Origin of the sequence: Solidesulfovibrio sp. DCME (assembly GCF_049995385.1) — a bacterium.
Classification (GTDB): Bacteria; Desulfobacterota; Desulfovibrionia; order Desulfovibrionales; family Desulfovibrionaceae; genus Solidesulfovibrio.
Genome location: NZ_CP188261.1, coordinates 56,774 through 74,447, shown reverse-complemented (window position 1 = coordinate 74,447; position 17,674 = coordinate 56,774). Strand labels below are relative to the sequence as shown.

Here is a 17,674-nt window from a genome sequence, read left to right as displayed (position 1 = left end):
GGGGCGGCGCCGGCCTGGCCTGGCCGCCCCGGGAGTGGACGCCTGGTGGCCGGGCTACTGGAGGGGATGCAGGCAGTCGTGGCCGTGGCTCGCGCAGCCGGCATCGGTGTCCGTGAGTTTTCCGTCGAGGAAGGCCTCGGCCGCCGCCCGCACCGGGCCCGAGGCGCCCCGCACCACCGTCAGCCCGGCCCGGCGCAGCTTGTCCGCCGCGCCCTGGCCCATGTTGCCGGCAATCAGCGCCGAAACCCCCATGCCGACCAGGGTTTCCACGAGGTTGGACCGGCAGCCGCACTGGGCCGGCGGGGTGAAGGCCTCCTCGGCGACGATCTTTTTTCCGTCGTCGACGGTGAGCACCGTGAAATAGCCGCAGTGGCCGAAATGCTCGTCCACCTGGCCGTCGCGGGAGGGAATGGCGATCTTGGTCATGCTGACCTCCTGTCGATTTCCCGCCCGGGCATAGCGGAATACGCGCCGCCCGGGAAGCCCCGCGCCACCCCCCTACCCCATTTGCGGCTGCGGCGCGCAATACGCGGCGAACCCGCCCAGGGCTTCCAGGGCCTTGGCCGTGGCGGCGGCATCGACGTGCACCACGCCCCGGATGCCGAGCGTGGCCGCCACTTCCACGAACAGGGCCCGGTCGTCGATGTAGGCCGACGTTTCCGGGGCGGCCTGGGCGATGTCCAGGGCCAGGCGGAAGATGTCGGCGTCGGGCTTGCGGGAGTGCACGAAGCAGGAAGAAACGAAGGCGTCGATGAAACAGCCCAGGCCGAAGGCGCGGATGCGGTGCACATTGAGTTCGCGGCCCTCGTTGTTGACGGCCACGATCTTGATGCCGTGCCGGGCCTTTACGTCGCGCAGGTAGTCGAGCATGGCCGGCAGGGGCCGGGACCGGGCCAGCATGAAGTCCACGAAGTCCTGGCGCGAAAAGGCGCGCGGCGCGTAAAAGACGGTGCGGTCGAGGTACGCGTCGAGGCTGAGCTTGCCTTCCTCGTAGGCGTCGAAGGTCAGGTGGTGGCGCTCGTCGACCTCGGCGCCGTCCAGGCCGAAGGTTTCGCAGGCCAGGCGCCGGGCCGCCCGGTCCCAGCCGTTGGTGAGCATGACGCCGCCGACGTCGCAAAAAAGGGTGCTGATGGGCTGGTGCATGAGGGCTCCTCCCCCGCCGCCAGGCGGGTACTGCCCCTGCATAGACCCGTTCGGCGGCGCGGCGTCAAGCCACGGGCGGCGGGCGGTGGGAGCCGAAAAGCCCGGTGTCGCGCACCGGGGCCGTGCGCCAGTTGCGGGTGATGGCCAGCATGCGCAGCAAAAAGGTGACGCCGATGGCCCCCAGGGCGGCGGCCAGGGGCGGCAGGGCGTCGCTTTGGCGCAGCAGCGGATAGGTCAGGCAGCCGATGAGCGCGGCAAAGGCGTAGAACTGCCCGGGCCGAAAAACCAGCGGCGCCTCGCGGGTGAGCACGTCGCGCAGGATGCCGCCGCCGCAGGCGTTGACCGTGCCGACCAGCACAGCCGGGGCGAAATCCAGGCCAAAGGCCAGGGACTTCTCCATGCCCACCACGGCGTAGGCCCCCAGGGCGGCCGCGTCCACCACGGCCACGAGCCTTTCCGACAGCACCGCCCGCCGGCCGAAGATCAGGCAGGCCGCCGCCGCCCCGGCCACGGCCAGCAGGTAGTCCTGGTTGCGCACCACGGCCGGCACGCCGGCCTGGAGGAAGATGCCGTCGCGAATCAGCGCCCCGCCCACCCCGGTGGCCAGCGACAGGCCGAGCAGCCCGACCAGGTCGAACTCCCGGCGGATGGCTTCGATGGCGCCCGTGGCGGCCATGAGGAACACGGCGAACAGGTCGAGGGACAGCGGCAGCTGGAATGCCTGGTCCATGGCGGCGGCCTCCTTGGGCAACGCGCCCGCGCCGGGCGTGGCGTCCGGGCGGGCGCGTCACATAGGGCCGGGCCGGGCCGGCGTCAAGAGGCCCGGCGGTCGCCGCGCCGCACCAGCGCCGCCAGTTGCGGGACAATACGCGGCAGCATCAGGGCGAAAGCCCCGACATACAGGAAGGTGAAGAAGAAGTGGACCTGGGTGCCGTCGAGGTGCCCCGGCAAAAGCCTCCAGAAGGATTCGGGCACGGCCGGGGCCAGGAACTGGCCGCAAAAGAGCCCAAAAAGCAGCATGGCCCCCCGGATGTCCAGGCGCAACCCGGCCAGAAGGCCCACGGCCAGCAGCGACTGGGCGGCGGTGAGCAGCACCTCGTGCATCTGCACGGCGTCCAGGGGCATGGGCGTGGCGAAGCTGCCGGCGGAGACGCCATAGACCCCGGGGATCATGCCCACCAGCAGCGTCCACTGGTTGAGCTTGGAGGAAATGAGGCTCCCCAGGGCCAATCCGGCCATGCCGCGCAGGGCGAACATGATGGCCACGATGAATTCCGGCGCCTCGGAGGCGATGGGCGCCAGCCACTGGACCAGCAGGAATTCGTTGACCCCGAGCAGCCGGCCCGTGGCCACCAGGCCCTCGCTGAAATGCTCGGCGTTGGCCACGATGACCCCGGCGGCGAAAAGGAACAGCACCGCCGTGGCCAGCCGGCGCCGGCCCGCCGCGAGCCTGGCCAGGCAGGCGGCCACGCCCTCCAGTTCCGGCTCCTCGCACTCCCGCCGGGCGGCGATGGCGATGTAGACGATGTAGAGGCCGATGAGCACCAGGCCGTCCACCCAGGTCAGCGTGCCCGACAAGGGAATGCTCACGGCGTAGGCCGTGGCCAGGCCCAGGAACAGCACCTCGGTCTTGCGCTCGGGTTCGAGGATGACGGGCTGGCGCGTGCGCCACCAGACCACCGCGGCCACGGCCGTCCAGGCCACGCCGATGAGAAGCCTGTTGGCGCCGGTCATGTTGGCGATGGCGAAATGGGCGTAGTCGGACTCGGGGTGCTGTCCGGCCATCCAGGTGAAATACATGTCCACGGCGTATTCCGGCAGCACGGCAATGAGCGCCACCACGGCCAGGGCCAGGGCCTGGGGGATATCGTTTTGGGCCACGTCGCAGGCCCACAGCAGCAGGAAGGAGGCGCCAAGGATGGCCCCGCCGGCGATGGCGGCAGCGGCCGGCGGCGACAGGGGGAGGCCAAGCAGGGAACAGGCCAGGCCGGGCAGACAGGCGGCCACAGCCAGCCACAAGGGAAGCAGTTTGCGCATGATCGCTCCTCGGTTTGGCGCGGCCGGCGAACAAAAAAACCTTTGGCACGCGCACGCATGCCAAAGGTCTCGCCGATCGGTTCCGCAGGACCGACGACAGGGCCAGGCGGCGGATGACGCCGCAGGGATGTTGACCCTGTCCGAAACAGCTACTCCCCTTTGGTGGGTTTCCCATAGATCGGATCGCGGCCGGCGTCAACCGGCGCAGGGCGCCCCGGCGTCATGACAACCAACCAGGGCCAGCGCATCGCCACACCACCGGCCCTATTGTGGCCGCGTATGCCGGGGACTCGCGCTTGACAGGCCGTCCCCTTTTCCGCGACCCTTTTTCCCGTTGTGCAGCAGGCCTGCCGCTACGGCGACGGGCCTGTGCCGACGTTACGCCCGGCGCGTGACCTTCCGTGCGCTTGGGGAGGACCAAAATGCCGGAAGACCTTCGCTGGAAACAGCGGTTCGACAACTACCGCAAGGCCCTCAAGGCCCTGACCGACGCCGTGGAACTGGCCCACAGCCAGCCACTGTCGACGCTGGAGGGGCAGGGAGTCATCCAGGCCTTCGAATTCACCCACGAGCTGGCCTGGAATGTCTTGAAGGATTACCTCGAATTCCAAGGCATCCATGGCATTGTCGGCTCAAGGGGAGCCGTTCGCGAAGCATTCAAGAACGGGCTGCTTGCGGACGGCGAGACATGGATGACCATGATCCAGGACAGAAACCGCTCCCCGCACACCTACGACGAAGAGACCGCCCGGGAAATCGTCGCGAGGATCCTCACGGAACATCATCCCGCGTTTTTGAGGCTGGCCGATACATTCCTCCCGCTGCGTGAGCGGCCCGGGAACGCCTGATGCCATTCGGACTCAGCGAGCAAACCATCGCCAAAATCAACGCGGTTTTCGCACGGCACCCGGCCGTCGAGAAAGCGGTGCTGTACGGTTCGCGGGCCAAGGGGACCCACAAGCCGGGGTCGGATATCGACCTGACGCTCTACGGCAACGCCATCACCCAGCGGGAAACAGACCGGATCCTCGACGAGCTCGAGGACCTCGACCTGCCCTACACCATCGACCTGTCCGTGTTCGAGCGGCTGCGCCATGCCCCCTTGCGCGGCCACATCGAACGTGTCGGCAGGGTGTTCTATGCCCGCCATCCCGAAGGCCGCGACCGGCCCGGCGCCACCTGAGGGGCGCCGGGCCGGTCGCTGAGCCACTTGCGCCGGACGGACCGGCCAGCCCTTCAGGCCACCCGGGCCACGACACCGATCGTGTCGAAGTACAATCCGGCCTCGGCCCGCATCATGTCCCGGTCGCGCACGGCGTAGGGATGGTCGCAGGCCAGCCAGTCCCGCCAGGCCGCGTCGTGGCAGGCCATGGAGAAGCAGCGCTCCAGCCTGACCGACGGGCAGCGGCCGAACAGGTCCGCCCACCAGGCGGCCGAATAGAAGTTGATGTCCTCCTGCCAGTACGGCCGCAAGGCTTCCGGCACCGCGTCGGTGAAGTCCTTTTTGAGGCCCGGGATCGCCAGGGCGAGCAGGCCGCCGGGTTTGACGAACGGGGCCAGGGCGTATTCGAGGAAGCCCGGGGCCGCCCCGAAATAACAGTAGGCGTCGACGCAAAAGACGGCGTCGAAGTAACGCCTGGCCAGCGGCATGGCCTGCGCCCGGCCCTGGACCGGCACGATCCGGTCGGCGAAGCCGCACCGGGCGAACCGCTTGCCGTTTTCCGTGGGATCGATCCACAGGTCGTAGGCCACGACCTGGGCCGTGGAGCGCGAGGCCAGAGACATGGAGGTCAGGCCCGTGCCGCAGCCGAGATCGAGCAGCCGGGCGGCGTCCCGGATGTCGGCGTCGCCGAGGAGCTCGTCGAGCAGGCGCAGGCAGTTGGGACCCATCAGGTTGTCGCGGACAAAGGCGGCGTCGAAAAGGTCGGTGGTCATCAGTTCCATAAAACCCTCGCGTGCGTTTCGATTCGCCGCGACCATAGCAGCCCCCCCGGCCAGGGAAACCTCCTTTCCCGTTGTGAAGCGAACTGGCGACTGGCCAGGCGGGCCACGGCGCAACCGGCCCGGCAGGGCTGCCCCGGGCGCGGACGCAAAAAGGCCCGCCTCTCGCGAAGCGGGCCTGGCCGAACCTAGCGCGCCGGTTGGGACGCCAGGATCTTGTAGACGGTTTTTGGCGACAAACAGTGGGCTGCGGCAATGGCCGCGACCGCAACGCCGCTGCGGTACTGCTCGCAGATGGCGGCGTTGCGCCGGCGCAACAGCTCGCGGCTGTTGTTTTTTTCTCCCCACCCTTTCCGGCCCCCCGCCTTGCGGGGGACATACAGACAAATGCCATCGACATGCCGCTGGATGGCTTCGATCAGACTGGACGGTAAAACCGCGGCGGCTTTCGTATAGGCCATCATGCTCCCTCCCAAGGTGTCTTGAGGATCGAGCAAAGGCCGCGCCGCGCATCAGACGCGCATGCACCAGCCTTTGCTAGGCATGCGGCACAAGATCCCGTATCGCTTGGTGTTTCATAATAGCCTCGTTGTTAACGTTTCCGCTGCCCGGTCGGCGGGCCGAGCCCCTGCCCGGCCGCCCCGGGCCGCCCCAGACTTGCCCCAGAACCTAACGCATGTCCTCCGCCAGTTGCAGCCGCATCTTTTCGGAAAACAGATACAGCGCGTCGATGGCGAAGGCGTACTCCGGCACTTCCTCGCGCCACAGGGCCATGAGTTCCTTGACGCGCTCCCGGGCCGCGTCGATGGCGGCGATGGATTCGGCGTTGTTGATCGCCGCCAGCACCTCGAGGTACTCGTCGCTCATGAATGCCGTGACCAGCGCCCTGGACACGCGTTCCTTGTCCAGGCCGTCCCAGACGCCAGCCGCCATGCCCGCCTCCTTCCTTTCCCGTTTATTTGCACAGCCAAAGCGCCGCACCCTCGATGCCCCGCAGGATCTTGAGGCTGGTGCTGGCGAAAATATGCTTGAGCGTCGACGGCCTGTGGCTGGTGCGGCCGATGGCCACCGCGGCATACCGCCGGGCCTCGGCCTCGTGCAGGATGGATTTGGCCGGATTGGGCGACGTCAGCACCTTGATGGAAATCCGGTCGTCGGCGATGTCGTTGGCCTTGATCTCGGACATGGCCCGGCCGAAGATCATCTCGGCGTCGATGCAGCGGTCGTCGGAGCAGACATGCAGCAAGGTGATGTCGTGGCCGGGCTCGTTGCGCAGCATGAAGCCCACGTGGTCGGCCACCCGCATGCACTCCTCGGAGCCGTCCACGCACACCAGCACGTTTTTGCGCTCGCGCTGGGGATTGCGGCAGATCCAGATGGGAAAGGTCAGCTGCTCCCACAGGATGCGGTGGGACACGCTGTCCGTGACCATCTCCTCAAACCAGGACAGCCCCCGCCGACCCAGCACCGCCGCGTCATAGAGCCCTTCCTCGGACTCCTTGATGATCTCCTTGACCGTGCCGAGCTTGCCCTGGGAGAACTTGACCCGCACCTGCTCCTTGGCAAAACCCATGGAAAAAAGCCATTCCTTGGCCTTCTCCATGGCCGGCAGGCCGTGCGCGGCCTTGTCCTGCTCGATATGGACAATGGCCTCGGGATTGGCTTCCAAATTGATGGGGTCCAGTCGCCAGTCCGGGCGCCGGGGCACGACATAGAAAAGCGTCAGCTTGAGGTCCGGGCGCGCCGTGAAAAACTGGTGCACGAAGCGCAGGCTTTGGGAGGTTTGGTATTCGTCGCCGACGGCCACGAGCAGGTGCTTTTCCATGCGACGCGCCCTCTGGGCCGGTCAACGGCCCGGTTTCAAGGGGATTGTTTTTTATGCCAATAAAACATCTTGCGCGAACTTGGAAAGGGGTTATTCTCATATCCGATGCTGATTTTCAATCTCAAGGAGGCGCCCGTGGACAAGATCATCGTTTTCCTGATCATCGCCCTGGCGGCCGGCTACGTCATCCGCCGCTTCGTTTTCAAGAAAAGCGCCGGCTGCGGCTGCGGTTGCAGCGGCGGCTGCCCGAGCCCGGAAAAGAAGGACACATGCTGCGACAACGGCCAGCGCCTCCAGTAACCCGGCTCGGCCGGCTCCTTGGGTGCGCCCTGCTCCTTGGGGCCCTTGGCTGTCCGCCGGGCAGGGCCGCGGCCTGCACGCTGTTCGGCCTGGCCGGACCGGCCGACGTGGCCGGCGGCGGCACCATTATCGTGAAAAACCGGGACTGGCGGCCCGACCAGACCCAATCCCTCAGCCTGGTCACGCCCGAGGACGGCTACCGCTACCTGGGGCTTTTCGCCGTGGGCGGCGGGGCGGACGGGCTCAAGGCCGGGGTCAACGAGAAGGGCCTGGCGGCCGTCACGGCCACCGTGTCGAGCATCCCCCGGGAGGAGCGCAAGGCCGAGAAGGGAATCAGCGGCATCCTGCGCCGGCTGCTTGCGCAGTGCGCCAGCGTGGAGGAGGCCGTGGCCCGGGCCGACCTTTTCGCCAACGCCAAGCCCTGCTTCTACATGCTGGCCGACCGCCACGGCATCGCCCGGGTGGAAACGGCCCCGGGCGGCAAGTTTGCCGTCACGCGCCTCGCCGCCGGGCCGCTGTGGCAGACCAACCATTACCTGGAACCGGCCCTTGCCGCCGACAACCGGCGCCTCGGCGCCTCGAGCCAAGCCCGGGCGGCCCGCATCCAGGCGCTTTTGGCCCAGGTCGGCAAGCCCGCCAGCCTCGACGCCCTGCTGGCCGTGTCGCGCGATACGGCCGGCGGCCCGGACAACGGCATCTGGCGCACGGGGAGTACGCCCACGGCCACGCGGACCATGGCCACCTTCGCCGTGGCCCTGCCGGCTTCGGGCACGGCGACGCTGTACCTGCGCACCGCCGACCCGGGCGCGCCCGAACGCGTCCTGTCCCTGAAGCTGCCGGAAAACGCACCGTTTCCCTCCGTGGACAAGAAGCCGTAAAGCCCAGGTTCTCGACCGGGCCCAGCCCCTGCTGCCCATGGGCTCAGGCAACGCCAAAGCGACTGGCCGCCACCGACACACGCCACGGCGCAACCGGCCTCCTGGCCGTTCAGGCCGTTCAGGCCGGACCCGTCGAAAACCGGTACGTTGCGGGCGCGAACCATACGGGTGTTGCGGGCGCAAAGCCGCCGTTCGTCGGCCAGGTCATGCAGTCTATCAGGATCAACAACAGTTGCGGGCAAAGCCTTTCACGGGGGCGTACACCGGCAAGCCACCCGTGGCTTGAATAGCTATCCATTTCGAGGACGTTCCATCAGACCTTCCAGGCGTCGACATCGATGAGCCCCAGGCGCGCGGCCTGGCGCACGATGTCCACCGTGTTGTCCAGGTTGCACTTGCGCATGATGTTGGCCCGGTGGCTGTCCACGGTTTTGGGGCTGACACCCAGGCGTTCGGCGATGACCTTGGCCTGGTGGCCTTCGGCGATCAGGCGCATGACTTCCCGCTCGCGCGGGGTGAGCAGGCCCCCGGCCGGGTCGACCGGCTTCGACTCGTGCTCGCCCCGCAGCAGCCGGGCCAGCACGCCCTGGGAAATGGCCGGGTCGAGGTAGCATTCCCCGGCCAGCACTTCGTGGATGCCGGCGATCAGGTTTTCCGAGACCGCCTCCTTGGTCACGTAGCCGTGGGCCCCGGCCTGGAAGGCGGTCACGATATGCTCGGTGCGGCTGTGCATGCTGACCACGAGGAGCCTGGCCCGAGGCAGGTCGCGGCGCAGGCGCGGCACAAGCTCCAGACCGCTCTCGTCCGGCAGGGAGATGTCCAGCACGATCAGGTCGGGTTTGCGGGCCAAAGCCAGGCGCTCGCCCTCGCCGGCCGTGCCGGCCTCGGCCACCACCACCAGGCCCGTTTCGCCCTGGATGATACGACGCAGCCCCTCCCGAAACAGGGTATGGTCGTCAATGAGAAGGACACGGCACGTCTTGTTCATACGCTGCTCCTGGAGGGGACAAGACAAGGGACAGGCAAGTACCTTGGCCGGGCCGGGAGGCGATTTCCAGGCGGCCGTCGATGAGCCGAGCCCGTTCCCGCATGGTGGAAAGGCCCATGCGCCTGCCGCGGGCCGCATCGCCGGCGACGGCTTCGGGGTCGAATCCCCGCCCGTCGTCGTCGATACGCAGGCACGCCGGCAGGGGGGCTCGCTCGAAGCGCACCGTGACCCGGCTGGCCCCGGCGTGCTTGTGGATGTTGTTGAGGGCTTCCTGGACCAGCCGGTACAGGCTGACCTGGGCCTCGTGGTCCAGGCCCAGGCCGTCCAGGCCGTCGGCCAGGCAGACGACGCTCAGGCCGCTTTTGTCCGCCAGTTCCTCGCACAGGCCGGCCAGGGCGCCGGCCAGGCCTAGGCGCTGGAGGTTGGGCGGGCGCAGGGACAGGGACAGGTCGCGGATGGTGGCCGTGGCCTCGCCGAGGGTCGCCATGAGCTCGTCGAGCCGCTGCCGCACCGTCGGGCCGGGCGCCGGCCCGGGCTGGCCGGCGAACAGGCGGCTGGCCTGGATCTTGGCCGCGAGCAGGTTCTGGGCCACGTCGTCGTGCAGGTTCATGGAGATGCGCGACCATTCCCGCTCCTGCAGGCGCAGCATCTCCCTGTCCAGGCGGTGCACCCGGGCCTCGGCCTGTTTGCGCCGGGTGATGTCGGTAAACAGGGCTTCCGCGGCCACGGTCCGCCCGGCCTCGTCGACGATGGGCCTGGCGCTGACCACCACCCAGATGGTTTCGCCGCCCTCGCGGCGCAGGCGCAGCTCCCGCTCCAGGATCGGCCGGCCCCGGCGCAGGCCGGCCAGCAGCCGCCGGTAGAGCGACCGGTCCACGACGCGGTCGCCGATGGCGGTGACGGCCCGGGCGGCCAGCCCGGGCGAGGCGTAGCCGAGGATGCGGGCCGCGGCCAGGTTGGCCAGCCGGATGCGGCCGCTTGCGTCGACGCGCAGGATGCCCACCAGGGCGTTTTCGAACACGCCCCGGTAACGGGCCTCGGCCTGGCGCAATTCCTCGTAGAGGCCGGCGTTTTCCAGCGAAATGGCGGCCTGGGCGGCCAGCAGCCCCACGGCCTCCAGCCGCTCCTCGGTGAAGGCGTCCCGCAGCAGGGTGTTTTCCAGGTAGATGATGCCGACCAGGCGCTCCTTGCGGGCGATGGGCGCGCACAAGACCGCGCGCGGCCTGACCCGGGCCACGTAGGGGTCGGCGGCGAAACGCCGGTCCGCGGCCGCGTCGGCCAAAAGCAGCGCCATGCCCGTGGCGGCCGTGTGGCGCACGATGGCGGCCGGGGCGCCGGGGAAATCCTCCAGCGGGACCTCGGCCGACACGGCCAGCGGATCGGGCGGGAAGGACTGCCCGGGCAGGACGACCAGGCCCTCGCCCCGGCGCAGGAGCAGCAGGCAGCCGGTGGCCCCGGCGTTCTCGGCGGCCAGGCTGGTCAGGGTGGCGGCCAGGCGCGGCAGGTTCATCTCGCCGGAGATGGCGCCCACGGCTTTCATGAGGGAGCGCAGGCCGAGGGCGTCCGGGGTGAGGCGCCAGGCTCGATCGGGGCCGGGGCCGGCCAGGGGCGAGGGTTGGGCCCGGGCGAAAAGCGCCGCGTGGGCGGCCGCCAGTTCACGGGCCTTGCGGGCCGCGCCCCAGGCCCGATAGCCTTGCCAGGCCCTGGTCAGGTGGGCTTGGGCGAAGTCGGGCTTGCCCCGCGCCAGCCAGAAATTGCCGGCCGCCTCCTCGGCCAGGGCGGCGATGTGGGTCAGGCCATGGGCCTCGGCCGCCGCGATGGCCCGGTCGTAGAGGGCCAGGACCGGCTCCAGGGGTTCGCCCCGGACCCGGGCCGTTTCGGCCTCCACCAGCAGGTGGCGGGCCAGAAAGGACTCGGGGCAGTTGCCGGACCACAGGCGCAATTCCTCCCTGTTTTTTTCCAGCTCCCGGCCGGCCTCGCCCGCGAGGGCGTCCGGGTCCTCGGCCGTGGCGAGCTCGAGCAGGGACTTGAACGTGGCCAGGTCGCAACTCATGAACAGTTCCCGGGTCGGGCTGTATTGGTCGGCCCGCGCGAAGCAGGCCCGGGCCTCGGCCAGGTTGCCCAGGATGTAGTGGGCGGTTCCCTTGACGCCATGGAGATAGGCCAGGGAGGAAACCTGCCCGCTCTGGGCAGCCCGTTCGCTGAAGGCCTTTTCGTCCAGGTCGCCGGGTTGTTCCGGGCAGTCCTCCCCGGCCAGGGTTCGCACGCCGAAGTAATAGGCCATGGACAGGCAATAGCCGATCAATGAAACCAGCTTGCTCTGGCCGCAATAGAGGGTCCGGATCTCCTGCATGGTTTTCGTCAGATGCTTCCCGGAGAAATAATCGAAGGGGAACTGCATGGCCTGGAGCAGTTCGACATGGTACAGGTCGCCGCTGGCCAGGGCCGCGGCCACACCCTCCTTGAGGAGGGCCGAAATGGAATCGGTGTCCTGGAACAGATAGGCCGTGTCGACAAACGTGGAGATCGTCGTGGCCAGGGTCGCCAGGAAGCCGTGCCTGCGGCACAGATCGATCCCCAGTCGGGCGAATTCGTGGCCCAGCCGGTATTGCCCGAAATGGGCGGCCAGCATCCGGCCATGGCTGCCCAGGGCCGGAAACGTGCCCTTGGTGTAGCCGTGGGTCAGGGACAGGCGCACGACCATGGCCCCGAGCAGGGCCAAGAGCGTGCGATCGTAGAAATAGGTGGCGGGCGCCACGCCGTCGATGATGGCGCTGGCGGCAACGAGCATGGGATCGGTCATGGCCGGCATGTCGGCAAAGGCCGACGGCCCGCGCCCGGCCATGATGGCCCCGACCCGCTCGAACTCCCGGGCCACGGCCCCCTCGATATCCCGGTCGGGGATGGGCAGCCCGTAGCGGGCCAGCTCCGCCTTGGCCTCGGCCACGGCTTCGGCGACCCGCCCGGTCATGGCGCGCTGATTGATGCGCATGTTCACGAAATCGCAGCGGTCGAGCAGGCAGGCCGCCTGGGCGAGGCCCGTGGCGTAGCAGGCCTCGGCCTCCTCGAAATGAAGGTTTAAGTGTTCGGCCAGGCCGCGTTCCTTGCAGCAGGCCAAGGCGAGGTCGTAGGCGGCGGCCCAGGCGTCGTCCGGCAACAGGGACGCGGCCTGGCGGGCGTAGGTCAGGGCGGCGGCGAAGGCCGTGGCCTGGCGGGCCTGGCGGGCGGCCCGCAGGTTCCAGCCGGCCAAATCCAGGCGCTCGGCCGGCGTGTCGATGGCCGGCAAGGCCCGGTTGCGGTGGTCGGTGATCTCGAACACCCGCTGTTCCTGCTCGGCCGGGGCCAGGATGGCCAGGAGCATCGCGGCCACGCGATGGTGGGCCGCCGCGAGTTCCCCGGCCTCCCACAGGGCGGCGGCCGCTTCCCGGACCCGGTCGTGGGCAAAGGCCAGGCGCATGCCCCCGGCCACCCGGCGCGACGGCCAGGCCAGGGACGCCGCCTCCGCCGGCGGGGCGGAAAGCAGCCCGCGGCGCAGGGCCGGGGACAGGGCGGCCCGGACGTCCACCAGGGACATCCCGGTCAGCCAGGCCAGGTCGGCCGGGTCGAAGGCACCGCCCAGGCAGGCGGCCAGGCGCAGCAGTTGCGTGGATTGCCCCGGCAGCCGGCCGATGTCCCGGGCGAGCAGGGCGGCCGCGTTTTCGGCCAGCCCCCGGGCGGCGATGGCCTTGGCGTCAAAGGACCAGGTCCGCGTGCGTGGCGCGAAGGCCAGGGCGCCCTCGGCATGCAGGGCGGCCAGGGCCTGGCGCAGGTAAAAGGGATTGCCGCAGGTCTGGCCGTGCAGGATGGCGGCCAGCTCCCGAAGCTTCTCCGGCGGGGCCTGGAAGGAATCGGCCAAAAGGGCCGCGACGGCGTCCAGGCTCAACGGCCCAAGGCCGATGGTCCCCACGGCCACCCCCGCCTGGCCGAGGCCGGCCAGAAAGCCCGTGAGCAGGTGGCCCGCATCCACCTCGTCGTCCCGGTAGGCGCCCAGGCACAGGAAATGCCCCAGCCCGGCATCGGCCAGGATGCCGGCCAGCAGGTCGAGGCTGGCGGCGTCGGCCCATTGCAGGTCGTCGAGGAACAGGACCAGGGGCTCCTTGGGCCGGCACAGCGCCCGCAGGAAGTTGCGAAAAACCACGGCCAGGCGGCTGGCCGCCTCGCGGGGCGGCACCTGCGGCACGGGCGGCTGCGGCCCAAGCAGCGTTTCCAGGGGCGCGACCAGGGGGACAAGAACCTGGCCCAGGCCGCCCAGGGCGGCGCCCAGCCGTTTTCGCCAGGCCCGAACGCCCTCCGGCGACTCGGCCAGGATGTCCCGAACGAGCCGGCCCAGGGCGTCGGCCAGGGCGGTAAAGGGGACGTTGCGGCGCAGGGCCTCGAACTTGCCGGCCGCCAGCCGCCCGCCCAGGGCCGCGACCGGCTGGCGCATCTCCCCCACCAAGGCGGTCTTGCCGATGCCGGCGTACCCGGACACGAGCACCAGTTCGCGCCCCCCCTCCCCCAGGCGGCCGACCGCCTCCAGCAAGGCCCGCCGTTGCGGCTCCCGGCCGTGGAATCGCCGGGACAGGCGGAACAGGTCGCTGTAATCGGCCGCCCCGGGGACGAAGCGGCCGTCGTCCACGCCCGCCGCCAGGGCCCGGCGGCAGGCCTCGAGGTCGGCCTTGAGCCCGAAGGCGCTCTGGTAGCGGTCCTCGGGGTCCTTGGCCAACAGCTTGAGCAGCACCTTGGAGACGGCCTCGGGAATGGAGGCGTCCCGCAGGCGCGGCGGCACGGGCGCGCTGGACATGTGGGCATGTCGCAAGGACAGCGGATCGGCGGCCGTAAACGGGAAACGGCCCGTGAGCAGGAAATGGAAGGCCACGCCCAGGGCGTAGAGGTCGGCGCGCCAGTCCGGGCCGGCCTCGGGGCGGCCGCAACGTTCCGGGGCGAGATGGGCCAGGTGCGCCAGGCTCGCAGGCGCCCCGTCGGCCACGGACCCTTCCGCCATGGGCAGGGCCAGGCTCACATCCGTGAAGACCGCCCGGTCGCCGGCCGGGTCGTAGCGCAGCGTTTCGGCGCTCAGTCCGCCAAGGAGGATGTCCTTGGCGTGGATACGGCCCAGGGCCTCGGCCGCGGCCGCTCCGGCGGCCAGCAGCGCGTCCAGGGGCAGCCTTTGCCCGCCGGGCGGGGGGCACAAGGGCAGGCCCGGGAAGTCCTCCAGGACCAGGGCCGGCTGGGGCCCGGACCGCAGAAGTCCATGGGTTTTCAGGGCGCCCTGGCCGTCCAGGCGGCGCAGGATGGCGTATTCCCGTTCGAAGGCGGCCAGGCAGGCCCGGTCGACAAAGGCGGCGGCCGCCACCTTGAGGGTCACGGGCAGGCCGTCGGCCAGCCGCGTGGCCGCATAGAGGCGCGCGTTCCCATCCTCCCGGGCAAGCCGGTGGATGGCATAGCCTGGTAGCTCCAGCATAGAGCCGTCCCGAAGAATTATTTACTTCTGCAACGGTTCTTAACGGCGTAACCCTGGCAATGGCAAGACGTCCAGCCAGCCGACGGCGGCTTGGGCGGGCCGGGGCATACGGCCGGCCGAAAAAGCGGGGAGCGCGGGACAGGAGGATTGACGCGGACGGCCGCCCCGACAGGCCGACGCGGCCCGGGAGCCAGGCCGGCCACGTCCGTGCCGCAATGGCTTCGGCCAGCCGGACAGGGGGCCAAGCCTCGCGGGCCGATCCACGCCGGGCCTGTCGCCGCGGTCTTGGGGGCTTTTCTGCGCGGTCCGGGGCGCTGTCGTGGCGGACGGCCCGGCGACGCCAGCGCATGACTCCCTGCGGTTACACCACAAAAACAAGGGGCCGGGATCGCTCCCGGCCCCTTGCCTGTTGGCGATGGTGCCGAACTACTGGGCCGGGGTGGCCTTCTTGGCCTTCTTCTTGGCCTTCAGGATCTCGACCACGGAGTAGCTGTCGCCCTTGGTGGTCTTTTTCGTTTTCTTCTTGGTGCCGGCGAAGGCCATGGAGGTGGCGAGCAGGCAGGAAATGACGGTAAAAATGACGATCTTCTTCATGATATTGGCTCCTTGAGCGGTGATTTGTGCTGGCCAGTTTCCGGCCGACAGGGCGGCGTCCCCCATGGGGCCCCTCCCCCGACGTCGTCCGGACGCTTTCCCCCGGGCCGACACATTGGGGTCTATGCCCTCACCCCTTTCTGGCCTCTTACGTGACCATTACAGACGTGAAATTGAAATATTCGTTTATTCCAAGGAGTTACAACAACCTTGCCAGTCGATGACAGATGTGAAAAACTCTCAAAATGCGTAGCGTCCCGGCCCACTGGTCATTATGAGGCGTTACATGTACATCCCGCACCAAAAGCCCGAGGCTGGCGCTCGCCGCTTAGACGGCGAGAAGCGAAAGGAAAAACGGCCCATGCGCATTCTGCTCGTCGAGGACGACGAGAAAATCGCGTCTTTCATCATCGGCGGACTCCGGCAAAGCGGTTTCGCCGTGGACCACGCCGCCAACGGCGTGGACGGCCTGCACCTGGCCTCCACCGAACCCTACGCCCTGGCCGTCATCGACGTCATGCTGCCCGGCCTCGACGGGCTCAAGGTCATCGAGGAACTGCGCCGGCGCGGCATCAACACGCCCATCATCATCCTGTCGGCCAAGCGCTCGGTGGAGGACCGGGTACGGGGCCTGGAAACGGGCAGCGACGACTACCTGTCCAAGCCCTTCTCGTTCTCCGAACTGCTGGCCCGGGTCCAGGCGCTGATCCGCCGTTCCTCCAGCGTGTCGGAACCGACGCGGCTGACGGTCGGCGAACTGTCCATGAACCTGCTCACCCGCGAGGTGCGCCGCGGCGAGACCACCGTGCAGCTCCAGCCCCGCGAATTCGCCCTGCTCGAATACTTCATGCGCAATCCCGGCAAGGTGCTGTCCAAGACCATGATCATGGAGCACGTCTGGGACTACCACTTCGACCCCCAGACCAACCTGGTGGACGTGCTGGTGTGCCGGCTGCGCAACAAGATCGACCGGGACTGGGAGAAGAAGATGCTGCATACCCTGCGCGGGGTCGGGTATGTCCTCAAGGAGTAGCGCCTTTTTCCGTTCGACCACCTTCCGGCTCACCGCCCAGTATTCCCTGATCTTCATCTCCAGCGCCCTGATCCTGTTCCTTCTGGCCTATTCGCTGCTCTCCGACGCCGTGCGCGAGGGCGACCGGCTGGCCATGGCCCAGAAGGTGCGCGAATACACCTCCATCGCCATCAAGCGCGGCCTGCCCGCCCTGGTGGATTTCGTGCGCCAGGAACGCGAGGATTTCGACGCCGACGAGTACTACCTGCGCTTAGACGACGCCGAGGGCAAGCCGCTGACCCAGGTGACCCCGTCCGACGCCACGCCCCTGCCGACCGATTTGCCCCGCGACCTGGGGCCGGGCATCCAGTGGGCCTTTCTGCCCCGGCCCGAAGGCGAGGGCCTGATCGAACTGGCCTGCCGCAGCCTGCCCGGCGGCGGCACGGTCTACATGGGCAAGGACGCCAGCGACCGGGAACGGCTGCTCAAGCAGTTCCGGGTCATCTTCGCCGGCATCATGGCCCTGGTGGCCCTGGTGGGCCTGGCGGCGGGCTTCCTGCTGGCCCGGCGCACCCTCAAGCCCATCCAGGGGCTCATCGACACCGTGCGGGCCATCGACACCGGCCGCATGGACGCCCGGGTGCCCGACGAGGGCGCGGACAACGAACTCAACGAGTTGGCCCGGCTGTTCAACGCCATGCTCGACAAGATCAAGATCCTGATCACCGGCATGCGCGAGGCCCTGGACAACGTGGCCCACGACCTGCGCACCCCGGCCACCCGGACCCTGGCCGCCGTGGAAATGGCCGCCTCCACCAAAAACGACCCCGAATCCCTGCGCGAGGCCCTGCTCGACTGCGCCGAGGAAACCCGGCGCATGGTCAGCATGCTTGGCATCCTCATGGACATCTCCGAGGCCGAGACCGGGGCCATGCGCCTGCACCTGGGCCGCACCGACCTGGCCACCCTGGTGACGGAGATGACCGAGATCTACCTGTACGCGGCCGAGGAAAAAGGCGTGGACCTGGTCATGTCCCCCGTGGACCGGCTGCCGGTGGTGGCCGACGCCGACCGGCTGCGCCAGGTGCTCGGCAACCTCCTGGACAACGCCGTCAAGTACACGCCGCCCGGCGGCCGGGTCGTGGTTTCGGCCTGGCGGGAAGCCGCCTCGGCGGCCGTGTGCGTGGCCGACAACGGCGAAGGCATCGGGGCCGAGGACATCCCGCGCATCTTCGACCGCCTCTACCGGGCCGACAAGAGCCGGTCCCAGCGCGGGTTGGGGCTGGGGCTTTCCCTGGTGCGGGCCGTGCTCTACGCCCACGGCGGCGCCATCGACGTGCAAAGCGCGCCCGGCGCGGGCAGCCGTTTCACCATCACCTTGCCCGCCGCCCCGGAGGCTCCCCTGCCGCCCCAGCCGGGCCGGCTTCCCTGACAAATCCCTGTTGTCAAGGCGGCCCGGCTGGGGCATGGTCGT

At 69.1% G+C, this 17,674-nt stretch carries 17 protein-coding genes; 6 read left to right on the top strand and 11 right to left on the bottom strand.

The window, feature by feature from the left end:
- Positions 1-54: 54 nt before the first annotated feature.
- The 4 genes from ACP59X_RS00375 to ACP59X_RS00360 form a co-directional block, all read right to left on the bottom strand.
- Positions 55-426 carry a NifB/NifX family molybdenum-iron cluster-binding protein gene (locus ACP59X_RS00375; protein ID WP_428563503.1) on the bottom strand — a complete coding sequence of 124 codons (372 nt, stop codon included), beginning with the start codon at positions 424-426 and terminating at the stop codon, positions 55-57.
- 72 nt (positions 427-498) lie between these two features.
- Entirely contained in the window at positions 499-1,143 is a 645-nt protein-coding gene (locus ACP59X_RS00370) for an HAD family hydrolase (protein WP_428563501.1), read from the bottom strand.
- A 64-nt stretch (positions 1,144-1,207) separates the two neighbouring features.
- Entirely contained in the window at positions 1,208-1,873 is a 666-nt protein-coding gene (locus tag ACP59X_RS00365; protein WP_428563499.1) for a trimeric intracellular cation channel family protein, read from the bottom strand.
- Between the two features lie 83 nt (positions 1,874-1,956).
- Positions 1,957-3,180, bottom strand: a complete 1,224-nt coding sequence (locus ACP59X_RS00360; protein WP_428563497.1) for a sodium:calcium antiporter — start codon at positions 3,178-3,180, stop codon at positions 1,957-1,959.
- 422 nt (positions 3,181-3,602) lie between these two features.
- On the opposite strand from ACP59X_RS00360, the gene ACP59X_RS00355 reads away from it, so the two are divergent.
- Together ACP59X_RS00355 and ACP59X_RS00350 are read left to right on the top strand one after the other, a co-directional pair.
- Positions 3,603-4,028 carry a nucleotidyltransferase substrate binding protein gene (locus ACP59X_RS00355; protein WP_428563495.1) on the top strand — a complete coding sequence of 142 codons (426 nt, stop codon included), beginning with the start codon at positions 3,603-3,605 and terminating at the stop codon, positions 4,026-4,028.
- Positions 4,028-4,363 (top strand): nucleotidyltransferase domain-containing protein, encoded by a 336-nt coding sequence (locus ACP59X_RS00350; RefSeq protein WP_428563493.1) that lies wholly within the window; start codon positions 4,028-4,030, stop codon positions 4,361-4,363. Before ACP59X_RS00355 ends, ACP59X_RS00350 begins: the two co-directional genes overlap by 1 nt.
- Before the next feature lie 53 nt (positions 4,364-4,416).
- Here the strand turns inward: ACP59X_RS00350 and ACP59X_RS00345 are convergent, their stop codons facing one another.
- The 4 genes from ACP59X_RS00345 to ACP59X_RS00330 all read right to left on the bottom strand — a co-directional run bounded on the left by ACP59X_RS00345 (position 4,417) and on the right by ACP59X_RS00330 (position 6,946).
- Positions 4,417-5,124, bottom strand: a complete 708-nt coding sequence (locus ACP59X_RS00345; RefSeq protein ID WP_428563491.1) for an SAM-dependent methyltransferase — start codon at positions 5,122-5,124, stop codon at positions 4,417-4,419.
- 185 nt (positions 5,125-5,309) lie between these two features.
- A complete protein-coding gene (locus ACP59X_RS00340) occupies positions 5,310-5,585 on the bottom strand; it encodes a CD3324 family protein (protein ID WP_428563489.1) in 276 nt (91 codons plus the stop codon).
- Between the two features lie 205 nt (positions 5,586-5,790).
- Positions 5,791-6,054, bottom strand: coding sequence for a hypothetical protein (locus ACP59X_RS00335; RefSeq protein ID WP_428563487.1), 264 nt, complete (start codon positions 6,052-6,054; stop codon positions 5,791-5,793).
- 22 nt (positions 6,055-6,076) lie between these two features.
- Positions 6,077-6,946: a universal stress protein gene (locus ACP59X_RS00330; RefSeq protein ID WP_428563485.1), complete on the bottom strand. Its 870-nt coding sequence runs from the start codon at positions 6,944-6,946 to the stop codon at positions 6,077-6,079.
- Positions 6,947-7,081: 135 nt separating this feature from the next.
- Between ACP59X_RS00330 and ACP59X_RS00325 the strand changes: the two genes are divergently transcribed.
- Together ACP59X_RS00325 and ACP59X_RS00320 are read left to right on the top strand one after the other, a co-directional pair.
- On the top strand, positions 7,082-7,246 hold the full coding sequence (locus ACP59X_RS00325; RefSeq protein ID WP_428563483.1) for a FeoB-associated Cys-rich membrane protein: 165 nt from the start codon (positions 7,082-7,084) through the stop codon (positions 7,244-7,246).
- Positions 7,216-8,124: a C45 family autoproteolytic acyltransferase/hydolase gene (locus ACP59X_RS00320; RefSeq protein ID WP_428563481.1), complete on the top strand. Its 909-nt coding sequence runs from the start codon at positions 7,216-7,218 to the stop codon at positions 8,122-8,124. Before ACP59X_RS00325 ends, ACP59X_RS00320 begins: the two co-directional genes overlap by 31 nt.
- A 313-nt stretch (positions 8,125-8,437) precedes the next feature.
- Here the strand turns inward: ACP59X_RS00320 and ACP59X_RS00315 are convergent, their stop codons facing one another.
- From ACP59X_RS00315 to ACP59X_RS00305, 3 genes are all read right to left on the bottom strand, one after another.
- Positions 8,438-9,112 carry a response regulator gene (locus ACP59X_RS00315; RefSeq protein ID WP_428563479.1) on the bottom strand — a complete coding sequence of 225 codons (675 nt, stop codon included), beginning with the start codon at positions 9,110-9,112 and terminating at the stop codon, positions 8,438-8,440.
- Positions 9,081-14,594: an AAA family ATPase gene (locus ACP59X_RS00310; protein ID WP_428563477.1), complete on the bottom strand. Its 5,514-nt coding sequence runs from the start codon at positions 14,592-14,594 to the stop codon at positions 9,081-9,083. The genes ACP59X_RS00315 and ACP59X_RS00310 overlap by 32 nt, the downstream gene beginning before the upstream one ends.
- A gap of 426 nt (positions 14,595-15,020) precedes the next feature.
- Positions 15,021-15,188: a hypothetical protein gene (locus ACP59X_RS00305; protein ID WP_428563475.1), complete on the bottom strand. Its 168-nt coding sequence runs from the start codon at positions 15,186-15,188 to the stop codon at positions 15,021-15,023.
- A 361-nt stretch (positions 15,189-15,549) separates the two neighbouring features.
- Between ACP59X_RS00305 and ACP59X_RS00300 the strand changes: the two genes are divergently transcribed.
- Together ACP59X_RS00300 and ACP59X_RS00295 are read left to right on the top strand one after the other, a co-directional pair.
- Positions 15,550-16,221, top strand: a complete 672-nt coding sequence (locus tag ACP59X_RS00300; RefSeq protein ID WP_428563473.1) for a winged helix-turn-helix domain-containing protein — start codon at positions 15,550-15,552, stop codon at positions 16,219-16,221.
- Positions 16,205-17,632, top strand: coding sequence for a sensor histidine kinase (locus tag ACP59X_RS00295; protein ID WP_428563471.1), 1,428 nt, complete (start codon positions 16,205-16,207; stop codon positions 17,630-17,632). The genes ACP59X_RS00300 and ACP59X_RS00295 overlap by 17 nt, the downstream gene beginning before the upstream one ends.
- The last annotated feature ends 42 nt before the right edge of the window (positions 17,633-17,674 follow it).